This window comes from Robertkochia aurantiaca (assembly GCF_020166495.1).
In the GTDB taxonomy this organism is placed as follows: Bacteria; Bacteroidota; Bacteroidia; order Flavobacteriales; family Flavobacteriaceae; genus Robertkochia; species Robertkochia aurantiaca.
The window spans coordinates 290,447-311,196 of sequence record NZ_JAINZS010000006.1 but is presented as its reverse complement, the minus strand read 5'-3'; the positions used below and the strand labels follow the sequence as shown (position 1 = coordinate 311,196).

The window sequence follows — 20,750 nt, the reverse complement described above, 5'->3', positions numbered from 1 at the left end:
GTCATTTAAGGTAGAAATAGACGCAACTTTAAAAAATCGATCTGCCAGAGCACATAGAGTCATTCATTATCAGACATATAGCGACCCATCTGACGGCATTAACTCAGAAAATATTCATACTTTCATAGACGTAATATAAACAGGCGCTTTGCAAATAAGCGTACCTCTGAAATGAAAATAAGATCTTTCCCTTCGGCTCAGGCCATTCTCCTGATCATTGCGGCACTTGTTGCGGTTCTTACCTGGGTTATTCCCGCAGGTCAGTATGCGAAACTCACCTATAATGCCTCTGAAGATGCCTTTATAGTTCAAAGGAATGATAGAACCGAAAAGTTACCTCCCACCCCTGAGACTCTGGATATTCTAAATATTCAAATCCCCCTGGAAAATTTCACCTCCGGAGCCATTTACAAACCCATCAGCATTCCAGGCACGTATAAACATGTGGATGCAAAGCCGCAAGGTCTTTTTCAATTTCTGCAGGCACCTGTCAAAGGGATCATCGAGACAGCAGATATAATATTCCTGGTTCTTATCATTGGAGGAACGGTGGGTGTTGTTGAAAGATCCGGAGCCTTCAGTGCCGGTATTCAGTGGCTTTCAGAATTCCTGAAGGGTCGCGAATTTATCCTGATCATCAGCACTACCCTGTTAATCGCCCTGGGGGGCTCCACCTTCGGATTTGGAGAAGAAACCATCGCCTTCCTGCCGATTCTGATCCCCGTTTTTCTAGCCGCAAAATACGATGCCCTGGTAGCTGTGGCCTGTGTCTTTCTCGGATCACAGGTGGGGGTCATGGCTTCTACCACCAACCCCTTTTCTACCATCATCGCCTCCGATGCAGCAGGTATTGTGTGGACCAATGGTCTTCAGGAAAGAATGGTTATGTTTTTGATATGCATCACGCTGACAATCTTGTTTCTGTTGCGTTATGCGAAACGTGTAAAGGCCGATCCCGCTTATTCGGTGATATCTGATCAAAAAGAAAAGATCGAAAGTAATTTTGCAGTGGATCCGGAACTAAGAATCCCGAGTCTCTCGGGTAATATGAAACTGATTCTTTCGGTTTTCATGCTGTGTTTCGTGATCATGGTTTATGGGGTGGTAGCATTGGATTGGTGGCTGGTCGAAATGACGGCTGTATTTTTTTTCGGCTCTGTCGTTTTAGGCTTACTGGCCCGTATGAAAGAGGAAACCTTTTTACAGGCCTTCATGACAGGGGCCGGTTCGTTATTAGGTGTCGCCTTTATTATCGGCCTCGCCCGCGGCATATCGATTCTTATGAGTGATGGAATGATCAGTGACACCATACTTTATGAGGCCGGAAGTATAACAGAGGGCATGGATAAAGGGATTTTTGTGAACGCACTTTTTATCGTCTATAATTTCATCGCCTTTTTTGTACCGTCAACATCAGGTACGGCCGTGCTTACCGTTCCCATACTGGCGCCGCTGGCCGACACGGTCAATATCGGCAGGGAAGTGATCGTAAGCACCTATCAGTTCGGGCACGGACTTTTTAATCTGATCAATCCCACCGGTTTGTTACTTGCCTTTCTCGGAGTCGCCAAAATCGGATATGACCGATATCTCAGGTTCGTCTGGCCCTTAATACTGATACTCGCCATAGTGATCATGATATTTCTGACTTTAATCGCATTCCAATGAAAAAATTGATATTCCTCCTGGTAAACCTGCTTTTCAGTTTACCGGCTTTTGCTCAAAATTCCGGCAATACCCATGATAAAGACGTGGCGTCGATCGACGCCATAATCAACGCTTATTATGATGTCATTTCAGGTTCGGGCACAGACCCCTGGGAATTTGAAAGAGACAAATTCATTCATTCAACAGATGCAGTCATTATCAGGCTTGATGAAAAGGGCAACGCATCCTATTCATCTTTGGAGGCTGAATACATCCCCCTGGCACTGTCACCAAGAGAAGATCTTTTCGAAAAGGAACTCGGTCGTTCAGTACAGACCTACGGCGATATTGCCCATGTCTGGAGCGCTTTCGAGATACGTGCCGATCCCGGGGTACCTGCAGATGTCAGAGGACTGAACAGTATCAGGCTTCATTTTGAAAAAGGAAGATGGTTCATCGATAGCTGGACCGTTCAGATGGAAACAGAGAATGATTCTTTGGTCAGCAGATTCCTGGATGATCATTAGTAAAATCAATGAATAATGCATGGCTGCGATTGATACAACTATAAATGCATATCAGATTTTTAGTATTTTAACATCATTCTTCAGCGATTGAATATTTTAAATTAAGTCGACGAAAATCTTCAAAAATAACATCTATGGCAACCACACCAGAACACGACAGAAAAATCGCAGGGATGACTTTCGCCTCTGTGTATCCGCACTATGTAACTAAAGTGGAGAAAAAAGGCCGGACGAAGGAGGAACTCCATGAGGTGATAAAATGGCTCACAAATTTCGATGACGATGAGAGTAATAAACTCATAGAGGATAAGGTCACTTTCGAAACCTTCTTTGACAAAGCTGACCTCAACCCCCATGCTCATCTGATAAAAGGCGTGATCTGTGGTTACCGGATAGAGGAGATCGAGACCCCTCTTACAAAAAAGGTAAGGTACCTGGATAAGCTTGTCGATGAATTGGCTAAAGGAAGGAAAATGGAGAAAATACTCAGAAAAAACTGAATGTCATCCACTAAACAACATACATTGACTCTAACACCCTTACCATAATGGTGGCCGTTAAAATCAGGTTCATGTCTGAAGAGGACTGGGAAAGCGTTAAAGCCATTTACCAAAGCGGTATCGCTACAGGAATAGCCACCTTTGAAACAGCGGCACCGGATCGGGTAAAATTTGACCTTTCACATTTAAAGTTTGGCAGGTTGGTCGCCACGATTAATAATGAAATAGCCGGTTGGGCAGCCTTGAGCCCGGTGTCAGGAAGAGCGGTTTATTCGGGCGTTGCCGAAGTAAGCATATATATTGCTGAACATCACCGTGGAAAAGGAGTCGGACAACTTTTATTGAAAGAACTGATTGCTGAAAGCGAAAAAAACGGAATCTGGACACTCCAGGCTTCGGTCTTTACCGAAAACACCCCCAGTATCAGCCTGCATAAAAGCGTTGGCTTCAGAGTTGTAGGTTTCAGGGAAAGAATTGCCAGAAGAAATGGTCAGTGGAAAGATAATTTCCTGCTGGAAAGACGCAGCAATATCGTGGGACAGGAATAATTCCCGGCTTTTGATATCCAATTGTGAAATCTGTGCAGTAGCCGGATACCTGTATCCTCCGCCCCTTATGAATACATAGGCAATAATGATCTGTTATTTACATACCGGGTGATTTATCAGATTCTTAGTATCTTATTAAATACGTTCAGCGCTCACGAAAAGCTGCTGACTATTGAAGATATAGAGATAGAAACACAACATGAAAGAGTTCGATGTTTTCGTAATAGGATCCGGAATGGCGGGAATGACCGTTGCCAAAAAATGCGCTTCGGAAGGCTTGTCAGTGGGAATTACCGATGAGCGGCCCTACGGAGGAACATGTGCCCTCAGGGGCTGTGACCCAAAAAAGGTGTTAACAGGGGTTACCGAAGTGTTCCGGTCTGCTCAGAATCTTCAGCACAAAGGCCTGGAAGGGATCCCTTCCTTAAATTGGAAGGATCTAATGCGGTTTAAGAGCACTTTCACCGACTCCATGCCCGGGAAGATTGAAAAAGACTATAAAGACCACGGAATTATTACCTTTCATTCTCAGGCCAAATTTCTGGACCCAAACACAATAGAGCTCAATGAAACCCGGGTTAAGGCAAAAAAGATCATCCTTGCCACAGGAGCCAGGCCACGGACCTTGAACATCCCCGGAGGTGAATATACACTTACAAGCACAGACTTTTTGAATTTGAAAGAACTTCCGAAGTCTCTGCTATTTATAGGAGGTGGATACATAGCTTTCGAATTTGCTCATATCGCTGCCCGATTCGGAGCCAAAGTCACTATTGTGCACAGGGGAGAACACCCTCTCGCCAAATTCGACCATAATATTGTCAAGCATCTTGTTTCCGCTACTGAAAAACTGGGTATCGATATCGTGCTGAACACAGAGGTAACAGAAGTTCAAAAATCAGAAAAGGGCTTTCTTGTCACTGTAGAAAACAAAAACGGTAAGAACAGTTACCCGGTCTCAGCGGTATTTAATTCATCAGGAAGGGTACCGGCCATTGACGATCTGGATCTCGAGAAAGCCGGCATCGCTTACAACAAAAAAGGGATCGAAGTAAACGATTACTTGCAAAGCACTTCAAATACACACATATACAGCGCAGGAGACAGCGCAGTTACCAATGGTCTTCCCCTGACACCTGTAGCAGTTTTGGAAGGGCATGTGGTAGCTTCAAATGTGATCGGAAACAATCATAAAAAAATGAAGTATCCTGCCATCCCAAGCGTTGTTTTCACCCTTCCACCCGTGGCCATGGTTGGCATGACCGAGAGGGAAGCCAACGATCAAGACCTTAGTTTTGAAACAAAATACGAATCGGTACCGGGATGGTTTAATGCGAAAAGAACCAATCAGGATGAATATGCTTTTAAAACCTTAATCGACAAAGAATCAGACAGGATCCTGGGCGCTCATCTTATCGGACCCCACGCAGAAGAAACCATCAATCTGTTCGCCATGGCCATGAACGCCGACTTAAAAACCCATGACCTAAAGAAAATGTTGTACTCTTACCCCTCAATGGCATCAGATATAAGCAGTATGATTTAAATTAACCTCTATGGAAACAATTACGATTTGCGAGATCACCTGTCCGGAATGCGCACATAAAGAAAAGGAAGTTATGCCTGCCGATTCCTGTCAATACTTTTATAAATGCGAAAATTGCAATGTGATTTTAAAGCCGCTTACTGGTGATTGCTGTGTTTTTTGCAGTTACGGATCGGTACCCTGCCCTCCCGTACAAAATGACCGGAAATGCTGCTGAATTATAGAAGGAGCTGTTTATCTTATTTTAATCGACTTTTCAAAAGATGAAAGGATTACTGATAACCCTGCTGATACTAACGCCGATAACCTTCGTTCTTTATTATTCTAACTTCGGCGCTATCGGGGCGGTTTTAGATACGCGAAAAGAGGTGGTAGTTGTCTCCATCAGCCTTTTGATACTTTCCTTGTTTGCCTTGATAAAGAAAAGAAAGAAAATTTATATGGGTTTTACGGTTCTGACCCTGATCATCACCGTGCTTTCGGTTAAAGAGTATTTCTTCACTTATGATGAAAAAGAAGTAATGTTCGAAAACGAGGGCAATCAATTATACGGAACCTTATACCAACCGAAGTCACAAGAAGCCCGTTGTCTGGTGGTTTTCATACATGGATCAGGAAGCGAAGACAGAGGTGAATACGCCTTTCATGCAAGAAACCTTGCCCGATCGGGAGTAGCGGCCTTTGCCTATGATAAGAGAGGAAGCGGCAGATCTGAGGGAGACACCTATGAAACCGGTTACCAGGGCTATGCCGGAGATGCTGTCGCTGCTATTGAAAAAATAAGAAAGACCTATCCTTTCGAAAAGACAGGCCTGTTTGCTTTCAGTGAAGGCGAATGGGTTAGCCTGATCATCGACTCTCTCATTCCGGTCGATTTTATCGTAATGGTCTCACCCTCCGGAACCTCACCATTGAAACAGACAGTGCGCGAAATGACCTATCGGTTAGAGCGGAAAGGATTCACCGAAAATGAGATCGAAGAAGCAAAAAACCTGTATACCGACATCCTGACTTTTAAAAATGATCCTGCAGCACGAAAGCTAATCGAAGAACGAATTGCGGTATTAAGAGATAAAGACTGGTTTAAGGCCGGAGAAGAATTTTCAGAGGAATTGTATTTCTATCCCTGGTGGAACCAGGTTATGTACTTTCAGCCCGAAACTTACCTGGAGGCAAGCCATACCGAAATACTTGTTATCTCTGGCCGGGAAAATGAGAGTTTCCCCCCGGAAGAAACCGTGAAGAACTTTCAAAAATATAAGGGGGTCGAAACAGTGATTTTAGAGGAGGGAGATCACGCCATGCTCACCTGGCCTTTAGGAAAAGGGGTGCCTCCTCCCTTTTATGCAGATCAATATGAAAACACCTACTTAAGCTGGATTCATGATAAGTGCAAAGAAGATTGACCCCCGGACCATCAACATCTGAAATCACAAACGAAACAACACTAAGCCCCAAATGAAAACAGAGACGAACTCTTATACGAAAATGTGTTCTAAAGATCTCTTGCTGAATCTGACGGGGAATATTAATTTAGTGTTGGCTGAATATCTGTTTTGGTATTTATTTTCACTTCAATCTTTGATAATATGATCTTCGCGGCAGCAATTTTTATTCTCCTGGGAATACTGGTCAGGTATGCGAAAATGTACAACCTGATCGCCGGATACAATTCTATGGATGAAGAAGAAAAAGCCCGCTATGACATCGAAGCCATCGCTCACATATTTGGCAACGTCATGTTCTATATGGCAACCATAACTATCCTGGGATATGGTTTAAGCCTGTATCTGGATGATCCCCGACTGAAACTCTATGCCCTGATAATGGCCATTGTAACAGGATTACCTTATCTCCTGATAAGAACCAATTCGAAGAAATTCAGAAAAAAAGAGTAACTCATGAAATTGAATGCCAGATCGATCAGAACCTTTATCGGAGCTCAGGACTTCGAAACTTCAAGGAAATTCTATAACGAGCTCGGATTCAAAGAACTCAGAACCTCTACCAAGATGTCATACTTCAGTCAGGGGGATTTCGGTTTTTACCTTCAGGATTATTATGTAAAGGACTGGATTGAAAATTCTATGGTCTTTCTGGAGGTGTCAGATCCGGAGCGTACCTTGGAATACATAAATTCTTTAAAGCTTGACAAAAAATATAAGGTGGTTCGTATCACTGAGATGCACCACGCTGAATGGGGGAGGGAGTTCTTTGTTCATGACCCTTCAGGAGTAATTTGGCATATAGGCAAATTTCATGATTCGTAACGGTTTGTAAAGCTTGTATTACCCTTTTCACAATAGTATTTACCAGGGTTTTGATGCATTCTTCGGAAACCGATCTCAATTGTTCTTACCGGTTCATTAAGTAGGCTGATAAAGGTATTTTTTTCTTACTTTGCCGCCATGCTAGTTACCCCACCTATCGCCTTACAGGATGTAAGTATTGATTTCAGTGATGATAATCTCTGGCTCATAAACTTATGCCTGTCTATCGTTATGTTCAGTGTAGCCTTATCTGTCAAGCCAGGTGACCTGAAGGTTTTATTAAAAACCCCGGGATCGGTGCTGACCGGACTTTTATCTCAGTACCTGATGTTACCTCTGCTCAGCTTTCTGCTGGTATACATTGTTCAGCCTGAGGCCGGTCTTGCCATGGGGATGTTACTGGTCGCTGCATGTCCCGGTGGGAATATTTCCAATTTCTTTTCGATGCAGTGCGGGGGTAACGTGGCCCTGAGCGTTTGTCTGACTATAATTGCGACCATCCTGGCTCCCGTCATGACCCCTTTCAATTTTGAATTCTGGACATCCAGACTTACCTACCTTCAGCCGGTATTTCAAAGCGTTTCACTCAATTATTTCGATCTTGGATTTACTGTTCTGCAAATACTGGTAATTCCTCTTTTATTGGGAATGTGGTTTGCCCACAGATTTGAAAATCTGGCACAAAAAATCTTCAAACCCATGCAGGTATTGAGCATGCTCATCCTGATCAGCTTCATCATTTTCGCCTTTAATGGCAATGGTGAGATCTTTGCCGAGTACTGGCAACATTTTGTCTTTCTCGTTTTCGCCCAAAATCTGATCGCCCTGGCTAGCGGTTATTACCTTGCCCGGTTTACAACGGGAAAATCTGAAGACATGAAAACCATTTCCATAGAAACAGGTGTACAAAATGCCGGGCTCGCCCTGGTACTGGTATTCACTTTCTTTGAACCAAGGGGAGGCCTGGTTCTCCTGGTTGCCTGGTGGGGTGTCTGGAACATTCTGGCAGGCCTGCTGGTGGCACAGTTATACCGGAGGTGGCCGGCTTTGAGTATACACACTTAAACCGTGTATTATGATCGTCTACAGAATTATCAGGATACTGGCACGCATAACTGCATTTTTCTTTTTTCGCAAGGTGAAGGTTACATATCAGGAAGATATTCCGGGTGATCAGCCGGTTATTTTTGCTCCTAACCACCAAAGTGCCTTCCTCGATCCGATTGTAATCGCGGTACATACTCAAAGAAATCCGTGGTTCCTCACCAGGGCCAGTGTATTTAAAAAGGGTTTTGTAAGCCGTTGTCTGAACCTGTTACACATGATACCTGTCTATCGTCCGAGAGACAAGGTAGATCTGAAAATTGCCAATAACGACACCTTTGATCGTTGCCAGGAAATATTGCTCAACAAAGGGGCATTGATGATCTTTCCCGAAGGAAATCACGGCATGCAAAAAAGACTGCGGACCCCATTGAAAAAGGGAATTGGGAGAATTGCACTCAGAGCTGTCAAAACATTGCCCCCTGAAGATGATGTTCTCATCATTCCCGTGGGAATAAACTACGAACATCCCACCCGTATGCGAACCGATTTACTGATCAATTTCGGACGCCCGGTAAGCATGCGAAAATTCGTGGGAGACAGTAAAGACACCAAACCGGCAGAACTGAAAGAGCTAAGGGAACTTATCGCGAAAAAGGTCAGCAGGCTCATGATCGACATCACCCCTAAAAAGAATTATGATGAGCTTGAGTCGGCCTGGCAATCGCATCGCACCCTGTCACCTGACCTGGTTATGCGCTTTGAAAAAGATAAAGAGCTCATCGAAAATCTGCGCTCGGGCAGCACAATACCCGGACAAAAAGACAACAGAATAAGCAATCTCCTTCATATAATCAGGCTTATCGTTGGCTTCCCCTTCTGGATTGCAGGCATCGTTCTCAACATTTTATGGATCGTCACCGTGAAGCTTCTGATCAGATACGTGGTCGAAGATCCGCATTTTATACAGTCGGTAAAATTCCTGTGTGTGATGGTCTTACTGCCTGCCTGTACCCTTATAACCTCTTATATACTCTGTCACTTTACCGGTTGGTTCTGGCCTTTCCTCATCCTTGTACCCTTATCAGGTCTTATCGCCTGCGATTATCAGTATGGTGTTTTAAAGAAAGACAGCCCTGTACTCACAAAGGAACTGGCAGGCAACTTTCTTCCCGAAGAATGAAAAAGGCCCCCCGTTGATACGGAAGGCCTTTAACTGGTAATGAAAATAAATGAAGCTAACTTTAATTTCCTGTCAGACCTTAGATATGATTTTTGATGTTGGTCCTGGGTAAAATACTAAGCACTATGGACATTGCTTTTGATTTCAGGAAAACTTTCTATTATAACACTTGATTTCAGAACATTGAATAGAATTTCATTACCAATGTAAAATCACAATTTATTTTTCTATTCATCTCTTTAAGAGAAAAAAGTGTACCGATATCGACTAACTGCAAAAATCTGCGACAAACAATAAAAAACGTCGGTTTCTGCTCTTTAAATTCCTGGAATACCTGTGTAAAAAGTGTTTACTGTATATTCAAGTATGTGTAAATTTTACACTGCTTATTCATCCTTTACCTGGTGAGTTCGCTTCAGAAGGTCAACCACGGTTTTAACCGGATTAAAAGTGATCAGCGGCACTTCGACGAAAACCGTATTCCAGTGCGCCATTCCACCGTTCCAAAGCCCCGGTTTCTCAAGAGCTTTAACCTCCCGTCCTTCTTTGGTCTTATTGGTAATAAAGGCCTGTTTTTCATCGATGTATTCCAGCAGATCGAATTTCTTCCCGTTATGATCTTTTACACTGCAAACGATATCAACGGGATTGAAATGTGAAGACGCCTTCAGAATATCGTTCTGAAATTTATTCTGGGTGTCTATCTGTGCAGATTCGATAATCTGTAGAGATATGTTACCATCTTCATCTTTGATCCAGAACGGACCTCCCCCCGGCTCACCTTCATTTTTAACCATTCCGCAGATTCTGATGGGAGCATGGAGTTTGTCTTTTAAAAATTCGACCTGGTATTCCTCCTTAAACTTATAGAATTCAGGTTTAACATAAACGTTAAGTCGTTCTTCCAGAAACTTTCTGATCTCGTTGATCGTTTCGGCTGTCACCAGTTCTTCTTCCAGCTGAGCAGCATACTGAAAGACCTTCTCGCGCAATGACAACAGGATTCCGGCCAGCATTCTTTTATAGTCTGCCACTTCCTGCTTGTATTTCTTCACCACCACATTGTCGATGTTTTTGATGAAAATCACATCAGCATCCTGTTCGTTCAGGTTCTCAATAAGAGCTCCGTGCCCCCCGGGCCTGAACAAAATCTCTCCGTTGTCAAGACGAAAAGGTTCGTCGTTCGGAGTCACAGCAATGGTATCTGTCGATTCTTTCTGATATGAGAATGATATATCGAATGAAACGCCGGTGCTGTTTTCAACCCTGCTTTCTATCTGGTCGAATTCATCATCAAAGCGGTTGGAATGGTCTTCTGAAATGGTAAAGTGGAGCTTTGCCTTATCGTTCGAGGCATCGTACAGGGCGGCCTCATAAAGATGTTCTTCAAAGGCCGTTGCCACATGATCTTTATATTTATGAAAAGGCAGCAGCCCTTTGGGATAATCACCGAAATTAAAATGATCCTGATCGAGCATCATCTTCACAAAATAAAACTTCTGATAATGGTCAGGCAGCGAATCAAAATCTTGGTGTTCTTCCTTCAAGCCTTCCATGACCTGTTCATAAAAGGGAAATTTCTCTATCCCGATGAAAAAGGTACGTATCAATTCTGATTTGGTGCGGTTCACATAGGCATTAACGGTTTCCTTTTCAGGATCATAATCCAGTATAAATTCGAACAATGCTTTAAACATTCGGGTTGCCGCTCCTGAGGCGGGCACGAACTTCAGAAGATCCAGTTCATTCTTACGTTTTTCGAAATGGGTAATAAACTCTGTCTTTTCCTTCTCATTGCACTGCATGATCCCGTTTCCGATAGTGGCAGCTGCCTGCAGGTTTACAAAAGGTATCCCCCGTTTAAAGGTTTCTATCTGGCGCATCACCTGCTCCTCGCTGATACCTTTATTTTCAATCAGTTTCTGGTCCTTTTCGGTCAATGTCATATTTTTTTGGCTTTCAGTTGATTAATGGCGTTGATAGCTATCTGTTTACGTTCCTCCCGGTCACCCTTCAATACGATATAAGGCCTGTCATAAGATTCCAGGGCAGATCTGAAACGGTCGTACATAGCTTCCCGCTCATTTGGCTTATCGCGCAGATCATCAGCAACCCAGGGAGTGTCGATATAAGTTAATAAATATAAATCGTATTGGTTCTCCAGTGCATATTTTTCAAGCCGGGGGTCACAATATTCGTTGAAATAAGCCTCTGAATAGACCTTGGTCTCCAGTATATCGGTATCGCAGATCAAAATCTCATTTGCACTTACGCTCATGGCGTTTTCCAGAGCTATCTGCCCTTCAGCTATGGGCAGCAGGTCATCGAGCTCGCATACCTTTCCTTCCCGCTCCCATTTATCCTGCAGATATTCCCTGGCATATTCAGGCACCCATCGGGTATTGAAATGTTCAGACAATTCGCGGGCAAGTGTTGTCTTCCCTGTAGACTCAGGTCCGTATAAAACTATTTTAATAAGGTCTGAGGGCTTTTGTTCAAGTTTTTCTTCCATGATCGGTAACCGTAAATAGCAATAATGGTGAATGCAAAATACTGAAGGCTGGTAAATGCCAGTCCTTTATACAGATATAAGGGAACAGAAATAATGTCTCCAACGATCCAGTAGATCCAGTTTTCCAGTTTCTTTTTGGCCATCAGCCACATTCCAACGAAAAAAATGGCTGTTGTCACTATATCGACGCGTGAAACCCAGCCTTCCCATTTATCAAATATCTCGTAAATGCCTGTGACAAAGATCATGGTACCGAAAAAGAGCACCACCGATATGATCTTTTCCTTTTTGTTCGTTTTGGTGATAGGAATGAAATGGGTGGGATCCACCTTTCGTGTCCAGAAATACCATCCGTAAATACTCATGATGAAATAATAGGCATTGATGAGCATATCGCCCACCAGTCCGTATTGCAGAAGCAGGTAGACAAATATGGCCGTACTGATGATGCCGGTGGGATACACCAGGATGTTCTCGCGTTTGGAATACCAGACGCTCAGGAAACCAAAAACCACCCCGATGATCTCCAGGATCACGAAACTGGCCGGTGTATTCTCATATTGGGAAAAGAACCAATCAGAAATCTGGAGCATAATCGCTTCGATCTGATTTGACGATCTTCATATAAAGCAGTCCTTTATCCATCGATTCAAAGGCCGTCTTCACTTCATCGGTAAGCAGGCTCATCACCTTGCTGTATTCCCCGTAAACCTGAGTGCTGAGCGGATTTTCTTTTACGGTCAGGCCCGAAGCCCTCAGTTTTTTAATAAAGTCGGTTATCACCGGTTCAAAATCGTCCTGTAAGGGACTCAGGGTTAATTCTACTGATATATCCATGTTGTTATTTGATCTTATGTTAGTTGGTATGCAATGCCCAGGCACAGCTGAACCCGTCGAATTCAAGAAATTCCAGGTCATACCTGGACAGCCTTGATTCGTAAAAGACCCAGCCCGTGGTTTTCGAATCTTCCAGGTCAAAGGGAATGATCTTGGTATGATCCTTAAAACTGAGACCGGGGGTGGCAAAAACCTTATACAGGCTTTCTTTGGAACACCAGACCAGGGTCAGCCGCCTTATTTCGTCTTCAGTGAGATATGAAAATTCATAATCAACGAACTTATGGGCGATCAGCCTGATCTTTTCCCGTTGCTTTTCTATATCGATCCCTACCGGAATATCGCTGATAATGATCCCGCAATACCCGAATGAATGGGTGATGGAAATAAATTTCCCATCTGTAAGATGAGGCTTTCCCTGTTCGTCATAATAGAGTTGATGGGTGGTATAACCCGCCTCCTTTAACAGGTGCCTGATACTCAGAAAGCCTCTTCGGTGTAATTCTGATTTCATCCGGCCCATACGCTCCCGGCAATAATCGGTGATCACAATGCCTTTCTGAAGTTCTTCTTCGCTCTCTTCAATGCTCCATATCAGCACCTTAGTGTTTTGGCGAAGTGTTATTGTTTTATAAAGACCCATGCATTATGAATGTAAATATGTACCTTTGCAAACGTTAAAAACACCGGAAAGACTGAGTATTCCGGTTTGTTTTATCTGGTAACGAACGTAAAAATATAAAAGTTAAGATGAGTACTAAAACAATTCCCTACGTACCTTATAAAGTAAAGGATATTTCTTTGGCCGACTGGGGCCGGAAAGAGATCGGTCTGGCCGAGGCTGAAATGCCCGGACTTATGGCCCTGCGCGAGGAATATAAAGACGAGCAGCCCCTCAAGGGTGCCCGTATTGCGGGTTGTCTTCACATGACTATTCAGACAGCTGTGCTGATCGAGACCCTGGTAGCCCTGGGAGCTGAAGTAACCTGGAGTTCATGTAATATCTTTTCAACCCAGGATCACGCTGCTGCTGCCATTGCTGCTGCCGGCATTCCTGTTTACGCATGGAAGGATATGACAGAGGAAGAATTCGACTGGTGTATCGAGCAAACCCTGTTCTTCGGGGAAGATAGAAAGCCGCTGAATATGATCCTCGATGACGGAGGTGACCTGACCAATATGGTCTTTGATAAATATCCTGAGCTTGCACAAGGTATTCGCGGTCTGAGCGAAGAGACCACTACCGGAGTTCACCGTCTGTATGAACGCATGAAAAAGGGCACCCTGGTGATGCCCGCCATTAATGTGAATGATTCGGTTACTAAATCGAAGTTTGATAATAAATACGGTTGCCGCGAAAGTGCGGTCGACGCTATTCGCAGAGCCACCGATGTAATGCTCGCCGGTAAACGCGTGGTGGTTTGTGGTTATGGTGATGTAGGAAAAGGAACAGCCGCTTCTTTCAGAGGAGCCGGCTCTATCGTTACCGTTACCGAGATCGACCCTATCTGTGCGCTGCAGGCCGCCATGGACGGTTACGAGGTAAAACGTCTTGAAACCGTTGTCGGAAAAGCAGACATCGTTATTACCACTACCGGGAATAAAGACATCGTAAGAGGTGAGCATTTCGAGGCCATGAAAGATAAGACCATCGTGTGCAATATCGGTCACTTCGATAACGAGATCGATGTTGCCTGGTTGAAAAAGAATCATGGAGAGGGGAAAGTGAACATCAAACCACAGGTTGACATGTACAATGTTGATGGTAATGATATCATTCTTCTAGCTGAAGGGCGCCTTGTGAATCTTGGATGCGCCACGGGACACCCCAGCTTTGTGATGAGCAACTCCTTCACCAACCAGACCCTGGCTCAGATCGAGCTTTGGAATCACAGCGATAAGTACGAGAATAAAGTATATATGCTGCCTAAACATCTTGATGAAAAAGTTGCAAGACTTCACCTGGAAAGAATCGGAGTGGAACTCACGGAACTTCGTGAAGATCAGGCCAAATATATAGGTGTGGAGGTCGAAGGACCATTCAAACCTGAATACTACCGTTATTAATAAGACCAACATACATCCAGATAAAACCGCCGGGCTTTCCGGCGGTTTTTTTTTGTCCATACCTTAAGCTTCATCAAGTTTGCCTGAAATAAGCCGGTCACTTGCAGCAACTGCTGTGGGATAAAGGCCGCATGATTCCCAGGTTTTTAAGAAAACCCTATTGATTTAGTAGATTTATATGAAAAAGCTTGGATTATTTCATATTTATTAGGAATATTGTGAGCTCACAAAGTTCAATAACTTACTGAAATGTTATCAAGAAAGGTGGAGGGAATAGACCCTGTGAAACCTTAGCAACCCTTAATCCCTTTAAGAAGGTGCTACGTTCTACATGAAGACGTGCTGAGTACAGTTACGACTTCAGATAGATAACCCAAAGTGAAGACCCCGCGGCTTTCACCTTATTTCTTATAACATTTTTCGATTAAGTAGGCTTCTCAGGAAGCTTGTTTGACTTTGGGTTTAATTATTTATTAACTCAAAAAATCAGAAAAATGAGTACACAAAAATTCGCTACCAAAGCATTGCATGCCGGCCATGACGTATCGGCCAACGGAGGAACCAGAGCGGTTCCGATCTATCAGTCTACCGCTTATGTCTTCAATGATTCAGACCACGCGGCCAATCTGTTTTCGCTGGCGGAAACGGGAAATATCTATACCCGTATCAACAACCCCACTAATGACATACTCGAACAACGGTTGGCAGCGCTGGAGGGTGGTATCGCAGCCGTAGCCACCGCTTCGGGTACCTCTGCCATATCAACCACCCTGCTTACCCTGTTGCGTGCAGGTGATCATATCGTCGCTTCCAACAGCCTCTACGGAGGTACCTTCAACCTGTTAAGCGTTACCCTGCCACGGCATGGCATCACCACCACCTTTGTAGACCCTTCAGATCCGGAAAACTTCCATAAAGCCGCAAAGGAGAATACCAGGGTGTTTTTCATCGAATCACTGGGCAATCCGAAACTGGATGTACTTGACATCGAAGCCATTGCCGGTCAGGCCAAAAAACATAAGGTTCCGCTGATCGTAGATAATACAGTGGCCACTCCCTATCTCCTGAACCCTATCGCTCACGGCGCCAATATCGTAATACATTCACTGACAAAATATATCAATGGTAACGGCACTGCCCTCGGAGGTGTTATTATTGATGCGGGAACCTTTGACTGGACCAACGGGAAATATCCGGAGTTCACAGAGCCTTCCCCGGGGTATCACGGACTGGTCTACAGTGAAGCGCTTGAAGAAGCTGCCTTTATCGCAAAGGTACGCATCGAAGGCCTGCGCGATTACGGAGGCGCCCTTAGCCCGTTCAATGCTTTTCAGATCATACAGGGTCTGGAAACCCTGGAACTGAGAATCAGAAAGCATAGTGAGAACGCCCTGGAACTGGCGGCCTGGTTGCAGGAGCAACCCGAAGTGACCTGGGTGAACTACCCCGGCTTGTCTTCAAGTAAATATCACGCACTTGCGAAAAAGTACCTACCCGAAGGCCAAAGCGGAATCGTGACCTTTGGTGTGAAGGGTGGCTATGAGGCTGCAAAATCCATCGCAGATAAAACCAAACTTTTCTCTTTGCTCGCTAACATCGGTGATACGAAATCGCTCATCATTCACCCGGCCAGTACCACGCACCAGCAATTGAGCGATGAAGACCAGCTTCAGACAGGGGTAACCAAAGACCTGATTCGTCTTTCGGTCGGTCTTGAGAACATCGATGACCTGAAAGATGATCTGAAAGAAGCCTTCAGCCTGATCGGTCAGCCTAAACAATCTACCGTTTAATACTTTTGGAACGGCCAGGATCAAAAAGCGCTCTGATACAGATCAGGGTGCTTTTTCTTTATAGGTACCGAAATCCTCCCGGGAACGAGCCAGGTATCGTTACGCACTATGGTAAGGGAATTAACTTACTGACTTTTTATATTTTATGCAGATTTTTACTATATTATTATGACAACCTGACTACATGTGATGAAACTTATAAACCACTTAAAACTCATCGCATATGCATCTATCAACCAAACTATTGATAATTCCCCTCCTGCTTATAAGCCTCAGCGGCTTTAGCCAGGAAAAGTTCGAAGGTAAACTCGACAAATACGATCAGGAAGCCGGAGACATCTATATCGGCTTTATGGATCCGGTCGTGGTCGGAACCATAGACGCTTCCGGGGCCTTTGAAATTCCGCTTGACCAAACCATCATTGAAAAATCGCTCGCCAGTTTTGATACGGCCGAAAAAGACGGGTGGACCGCTACCTTGCGCACCACCGGAGGACATTACACCTGTAACGGTGACACCCTTGACATTGCACATCCTGAACAAACACTTTTCACTATGGCCTTCCAGGGGAGTTACGGAATAGCAGATGTAGACGAAGAAAAACCCTTAGGCGCATTTATGGCCGTAGACAGCCCCGAGTTCGCAAGGGCTTTCAGCATGATAGGACAGGAAGATATGATTTCCGGGTATTACCTGGACTGGTATTACTTCGAACAGCCGTTCACAGTAGACACTGAATGTGTCTTTGAACGGTATGCCTACAACCAGGAAGACGTCTACGAGGTTAAAACCATCTATGACCTCGATTTTAAAGCAGGCTGGAATCTGGTACGTTACCAGGTGGAAGAAGTCTATTCAGATCCTGATGGTCCGGATATGCCCAGGGTGATTCGTTACAGCACCATGGATAATATGCCCGACGATGTTGTCTTTCATTATATTTCAGAGGGAAAATAAGAGGGCTGTAGCGACTTTCTTTAATATTTATACCGGTATACCACTAAATCAAAAGGAAGCCATTAAAGCTCCTTTAAGTTGGTCTCAGCATGGTTTGATCGCCGGTTTCGATTGCAAAGCCACCATCACCGGGTGAAAAGGAGTTGGGAGCGAAGAAGCGAAAGAACAAAGGAGCAAAGGAGCGAAGAAGCGAAGATGCTGATTTCAATAAATCCAGCCAGCACATCATACCTTCATACCCTCATACCCTCATACCCTCATACCTTCATAACTCCATACCCTCATAACTCCACACCCTCCATCCAAACCGACCGAGATCAAAAAAAAACTGCTTTCCAATCAGGAAGCAGTTTCTAATAAGCATTATCAAAGACCAAATTAATGGTTGAGTTCTTCTTCGTTTTCCTGTAAAGGAACGGTCTGCGGAACGAAATCCTGACCGGCGATCACATACTCGTCACTGTCTTCTTTGGTTTTACTGTAATCGTAAGCCCAACGGTGTACATGAGGGATCTCTCCGGGCCAGTTACCGTGAATGTGCTCTACAGGAGTAGTCCACTCCAGGGTATTGGAGTTCCATGGGTTACGGGTCGCTTTCTTCCCGTAGAAAATGCTGTAAACGAAGTTCCATGCGAATAACAACTGAGCTGCACCGGCTATCAGGGCAAATACAGTCATAACTACCTGTATATCGGTAAGGTCATCGAACATAGGGAAGTTCGTGTTGGTATAGTAACGTCTTGGCACCCCCGCCATTCCCACAAAGTGCATCGGGAAGAATACCCCGTAGGCACAGACTGCAGTGATCCAGAAGTGAGCATATCCAAGGTTCTTGTTCATCATGCGGCCGAACATCTTAGGGAACCAGTGGTACACCCCAGCAAAAAGTCCATATAAAGCTGAGATACCCATTACCAGGTGGAAGTGAGCCACTACGAAATACGTATCGTGAACATTGATATCAAGGGCACTGTCTCCAAGAATGATACCTGTAAGACCTCCGGTGATGAAGGTAGAAACCAGACCGATTGAGAACAACATAGCCGGGTTCATTTGCAGGTTACCTTTCCAGAGCGTGGTGATATAGTTAAATGCCTTAACCGCTGATGGTATTGCGATCAGAAGGGTTGTAAAGGTGAACACCGATCCAAGGAACGGATTCATTCCTGAGATAAACATGTGGTGACCCCATACAATGGTCGAAAGGAAGGCAATCGCCAGGATCGACGCTACCATCGCTCTGTAACCAAAGATCGGCTTTCTGGCATTGGTGGCGATCACCTCAGAGGTGATACCCAATGCAGGTAATAATACGATATATACTTCAGGGTGCCCAAGGAACCAGAAAAGGTGCTCAAACAATACCGGTGAACCTCCCTGGTAGTGCAGTACCTCTCCCTGGATAAAGATATCAGACAGGAAGAAAGATGTACCGAAGCTTCTGTCCATGATCAGCAGTAAGGCAGCTGATAACAGAACCGGGAAAGAAACAACACCGATAATAGCAGTTACAAAGAACGCCCAGATGGTCAGAGGAAGACGGGTCATCGACATTCCTTTTGTTCTCAGGTTGATCACGGTCACGATATAGTTCAGTGAACCAAGCAGAGACGAAGCGATAAAGATCGCCATCGATACCAGCCACAGGGTCATACCCATACCGGAACCAGGCTGAGCCTGAGGTAAAGCAGACAATGGAGGATAGATCGTCCAACCGGCTGCTGCAGGACCTGCCTCTACAAACAGAGACAATACCATGATAACGCTAGACAGGAAGAACAACCAGTAAGAGATCATATTCAGGAAACCTGAGGCCATATCACGTGCACCGATTTGCAATGGAATAAGCAGGTTACTAAACGTACCACTCAATCCTGCGGTAAGTACAAAGAATACCATGATGGTACCGTGAATCGTTACCAGTGCCAGGTAAATATTGGGATCCATTACTCCTTCAGGCGCCCATTTACCGAGCAGTACTTCAAAGATTTTGAAGGACTCTCCCGGCCATGCCAGCTGCATTCTGAACAGCAATGACATAGCGATCCCGATGAATCCCATGATCAGACCCGTGATTAGGTACTGCTTAGAGATCATCTTGTGATCCTGACTGAAAATATATTTTGTTAAGAAAATTTCTTTATGATGATGCCCGTGATCATGTGCATGATCCTCCGCTGGTACATTAACTGCTGTTGTTGACATAATCTTCCTTTTAATTTTTTTCTTTCAATAGCTTTTTTTATTCTGCAGCGGCCATTTGCTCACCAAAGGTTTGTTGCGCCTCCAGCCAAGCATTGAACTCATCTTCTTCCTCCACAACGATCTTCATCTGCATGTTATAGTGGGAAGAACCGCAGATCTTATTACACAGTAATACGTAGTCGAATTGCCAGGGATCAGCATCCTCTCCGGATGCACTTCTTTCGGCCCGTAATTTATTAATTTTCTGTACCTTTTCCAACATATCGGGATCTGCACGCATCTCCTCTGTGGTTATTACAGGTGTAAATGCAAACTGGGTAACCATTCCGGGAACACAGTTCATCTGCGCTCTGAAATGAGGCATATAAGCAGAGTGCAACACATCCTGAGAACGCATCTTAAAGATAACCTTTCTTCCTACGGGTAAATGCAGTTCTGTTTGTGAAACGATATCATCCTGACCGTAAGGGTCAGACTCATCAACTCCCAGAACATTGTTCTTATCGATCTCTATCAAGCGAACGTTAGCCTCACCCAACACATTATCCTCTCCGGCATAACGCGCCTTCCAGTTGAATTGCTGAGCATAAAGCTCAACGATGATCGGATCTCCCTCGTCAGGATCTACATCCATCAGTGTGGTCCAGGTATATAAACCGTAAAGAATCAGTCCTGCCAGTGTAATCACCGGGATGATGGTCCAGATAAACTCCAGACGATCGTTATCGGCATAGAAAAGGGCACGTTTACCCTTTTGTCCCCGGTATTTATAGGCAAAGTAATGAAGCAGTGCCTGGGTGACGATCTGTACGAAAAAGATCAGCGCCATAGAGATAAACATCAGGTTATCATAGTCAGAACCATGCTCTGAAGCAGGGGTTCCAAGCACCACATCTCCGTATTGAACAAAAGAGAAAATGGTAAGCAGGTAAATGAAAACCAGAAATCCAAACATCAGGTAACCGTTCAGCTTGTTATCAGAATCATTGGCGACCTGCGAATCGTCGGTACTGGTTTGCGACAATTCGAACATTTTGGTCATCTGCCAAATGGCTATGGCAACAAGAACTAGAACAATAATCGTTAATAAAGCAGTCATTTTATATCTCCCGT

21 protein-coding genes and 1 riboswitch are annotated in these 20,750 nt (G+C 44.4%); of the genes, 14 read left to right on the top strand and 7 right to left on the bottom strand.

Annotated features, from left to right (window positions below; translation table 11 throughout):
• The first annotated feature begins 171 nt into the window (after positions 1–171).
• The 11 genes from K7R10_RS12610 to K7R10_RS12560 all read left to right on the top strand — a co-directional run bounded on the left by K7R10_RS12610 (position 172) and on the right by K7R10_RS12560 (position 9,265).
• Positions 172–1,668, top strand: a complete 1,497-nt coding sequence (locus tag K7R10_RS12610; RefSeq protein ID WP_224485079.1) for a YfcC family protein — start codon at positions 172–174, stop codon at positions 1,666–1,668.
• Positions 1,665–2,174 carry a hypothetical protein gene (locus tag K7R10_RS12605; protein ID WP_224485078.1) on the top strand — a complete coding sequence of 170 codons (510 nt, stop codon included), beginning with the start codon at positions 1,665–1,667 and terminating at the stop codon, positions 2,172–2,174. The genes K7R10_RS12610 and K7R10_RS12605 overlap by 4 nt, the downstream gene beginning before the upstream one ends.
• Positions 2,175–2,308: 134 nt before the next feature.
• Positions 2,309–2,674: a DUF2200 domain-containing protein gene (locus K7R10_RS12600; RefSeq protein WP_224485077.1), complete on the top strand. Its 366-nt coding sequence runs from the start codon at positions 2,309–2,311 to the stop codon at positions 2,672–2,674.
• A 71-nt stretch (positions 2,675–2,745) separates the two neighbouring features.
• Positions 2,746–3,222, top strand: coding sequence for a GNAT family N-acetyltransferase (locus K7R10_RS12595; protein ID WP_255610512.1), 477 nt, complete (start codon positions 2,746–2,748; stop codon positions 3,220–3,222).
• 199 nt (positions 3,223–3,421) lie between these two features.
• Positions 3,422–4,768: a dihydrolipoyl dehydrogenase family protein gene (locus K7R10_RS12590; protein WP_224485075.1), complete on the top strand. Its 1,347-nt coding sequence runs from the start codon at positions 3,422–3,424 to the stop codon at positions 4,766–4,768.
• Positions 4,769–4,778: 10 nt separating this feature from the next.
• Positions 4,779–4,985 (top strand): GDCCVxC domain-containing (seleno)protein, encoded by a 207-nt coding sequence (locus K7R10_RS12585; RefSeq protein ID WP_224485074.1) that lies wholly within the window; start codon positions 4,779–4,781, stop codon positions 4,983–4,985.
• A 46-nt stretch (positions 4,986–5,031) separates the two neighbouring features.
• Positions 5,032–6,174 (top strand): alpha/beta hydrolase, encoded by a 1,143-nt coding sequence (locus K7R10_RS12580; RefSeq protein WP_224485073.1) that lies wholly within the window; start codon positions 5,032–5,034, stop codon positions 6,172–6,174.
• Positions 6,175–6,357: 183 nt separating this feature from the next.
• Positions 6,358–6,666, top strand: a complete 309-nt coding sequence (locus K7R10_RS12575; protein WP_224485072.1) for a DUF3784 domain-containing protein — start codon at positions 6,358–6,360, stop codon at positions 6,664–6,666.
• 3 nt (positions 6,667–6,669) lie between these two features.
• Entirely contained in the window at positions 6,670–7,038 is a 369-nt protein-coding gene (locus tag K7R10_RS12570) for a VOC family protein (protein WP_224485071.1), read from the top strand.
• Between the two features lie 138 nt (positions 7,039–7,176).
• On the top strand, positions 7,177–8,103 hold the full coding sequence (locus K7R10_RS12565) for a bile acid:sodium symporter family protein (RefSeq protein WP_224485070.1): 927 nt from the start codon (positions 7,177–7,179) through the stop codon (positions 8,101–8,103).
• 10 nt (positions 8,104–8,113) lie between these two features.
• Positions 8,114–9,265 (top strand): 1-acyl-sn-glycerol-3-phosphate acyltransferase, encoded by a 1,152-nt coding sequence (locus K7R10_RS12560; RefSeq protein ID WP_224485069.1) that lies wholly within the window; start codon positions 8,114–8,116, stop codon positions 9,263–9,265.
• A 386-nt stretch (positions 9,266–9,651) separates the two neighbouring features.
• Here the strand turns inward: K7R10_RS12560 and K7R10_RS12555 are convergent, their stop codons facing one another.
• The 5 genes from K7R10_RS12555 to K7R10_RS12535 are packed head-to-tail and all read right to left on the bottom strand — an operon-like array spanning position 9,652 to position 13,257.
• A complete protein-coding gene (locus tag K7R10_RS12555) occupies positions 9,652–11,211 on the bottom strand; it encodes a DUF4301 family protein (RefSeq protein WP_224485068.1) in 1,560 nt (519 codons plus the stop codon).
• Positions 11,208–11,777 carry an AAA family ATPase gene (locus K7R10_RS12550; RefSeq protein WP_224485067.1) on the bottom strand — a complete coding sequence of 190 codons (570 nt, stop codon included), beginning with the start codon at positions 11,775–11,777 and terminating at the stop codon, positions 11,208–11,210. The genes K7R10_RS12555 and K7R10_RS12550 overlap by 4 nt, the downstream gene beginning before the upstream one ends.
• Complete coding sequence (gene pnuC / locus K7R10_RS12545) at positions 11,732–12,370, bottom strand: nicotinamide riboside transporter PnuC (protein WP_224485066.1); 639 nt, start codon at positions 12,368–12,370, stop codon at positions 11,732–11,734. The genes K7R10_RS12550 and pnuC overlap by 46 nt, the downstream gene beginning before the upstream one ends.
• The gene (locus tag K7R10_RS12540; RefSeq protein ID WP_224485065.1) at positions 12,354–12,614 is read right to left on the bottom strand and encodes a thiamine-binding protein; all 261 of its coding nucleotides are present in this window, start codon (positions 12,612–12,614) and stop codon (positions 12,354–12,356) included. The genes pnuC and K7R10_RS12540 overlap by 17 nt, the downstream gene beginning before the upstream one ends.
• A gap of 19 nt (positions 12,615–12,633) precedes the next feature.
• Positions 12,634–13,257, bottom strand: coding sequence for a 4'-phosphopantetheinyl transferase family protein (locus K7R10_RS12535; RefSeq protein WP_224485064.1), 624 nt, complete (start codon positions 13,255–13,257; stop codon positions 12,634–12,636).
• A gap of 107 nt (positions 13,258–13,364) precedes the next feature.
• Between K7R10_RS12535 and ahcY the strand changes: the two genes are divergently transcribed.
• From ahcY to K7R10_RS12520, 3 genes are all read left to right on the top strand, one after another.
• Complete coding sequence (gene ahcY / locus K7R10_RS12530) at positions 13,365–14,681, top strand: adenosylhomocysteinase (RefSeq protein WP_224485063.1); 1,317 nt, start codon at positions 13,365–13,367, stop codon at positions 14,679–14,681.
• A 249-nt stretch (positions 14,682–14,930) separates the two neighbouring features.
• Positions 14,931–15,056: riboswitch (SAM riboswitch) on the top strand.
• 119 nt (positions 15,057–15,175) lie between these two features.
• Positions 15,176–16,474 (top strand): O-acetylhomoserine aminocarboxypropyltransferase/cysteine synthase family protein, encoded by a 1,299-nt coding sequence (locus K7R10_RS12525; protein WP_224485062.1) that lies wholly within the window; start codon positions 15,176–15,178, stop codon positions 16,472–16,474.
• A 223-nt stretch (positions 16,475–16,697) separates the two neighbouring features.
• A complete protein-coding gene (locus K7R10_RS12520) occupies positions 16,698–17,432 on the top strand; it encodes a hypothetical protein (protein WP_224485061.1) in 735 nt (244 codons plus the stop codon).
• Between the two features lie 378 nt (positions 17,433–17,810).
• Here the strand turns inward: K7R10_RS12520 and K7R10_RS12515 are convergent, their stop codons facing one another.
• The gene (locus K7R10_RS12515; protein ID WP_224485060.1) at positions 17,811–19,637 is read right to left on the bottom strand and encodes a cytochrome c oxidase subunit I; all 1,827 of its coding nucleotides are present in this window, start codon (positions 19,635–19,637) and stop codon (positions 17,811–17,813) included.
• Between the two features lie 37 nt (positions 19,638–19,674).
• Positions 19,675–20,736 carry a cytochrome c oxidase subunit II gene (locus K7R10_RS12510; protein WP_224485059.1) on the bottom strand — a complete coding sequence of 354 codons (1,062 nt, stop codon included), beginning with the start codon at positions 20,734–20,736 and terminating at the stop codon, positions 19,675–19,677.
• Positions 20,737–20,750: the final 14 nt, after the last annotated feature.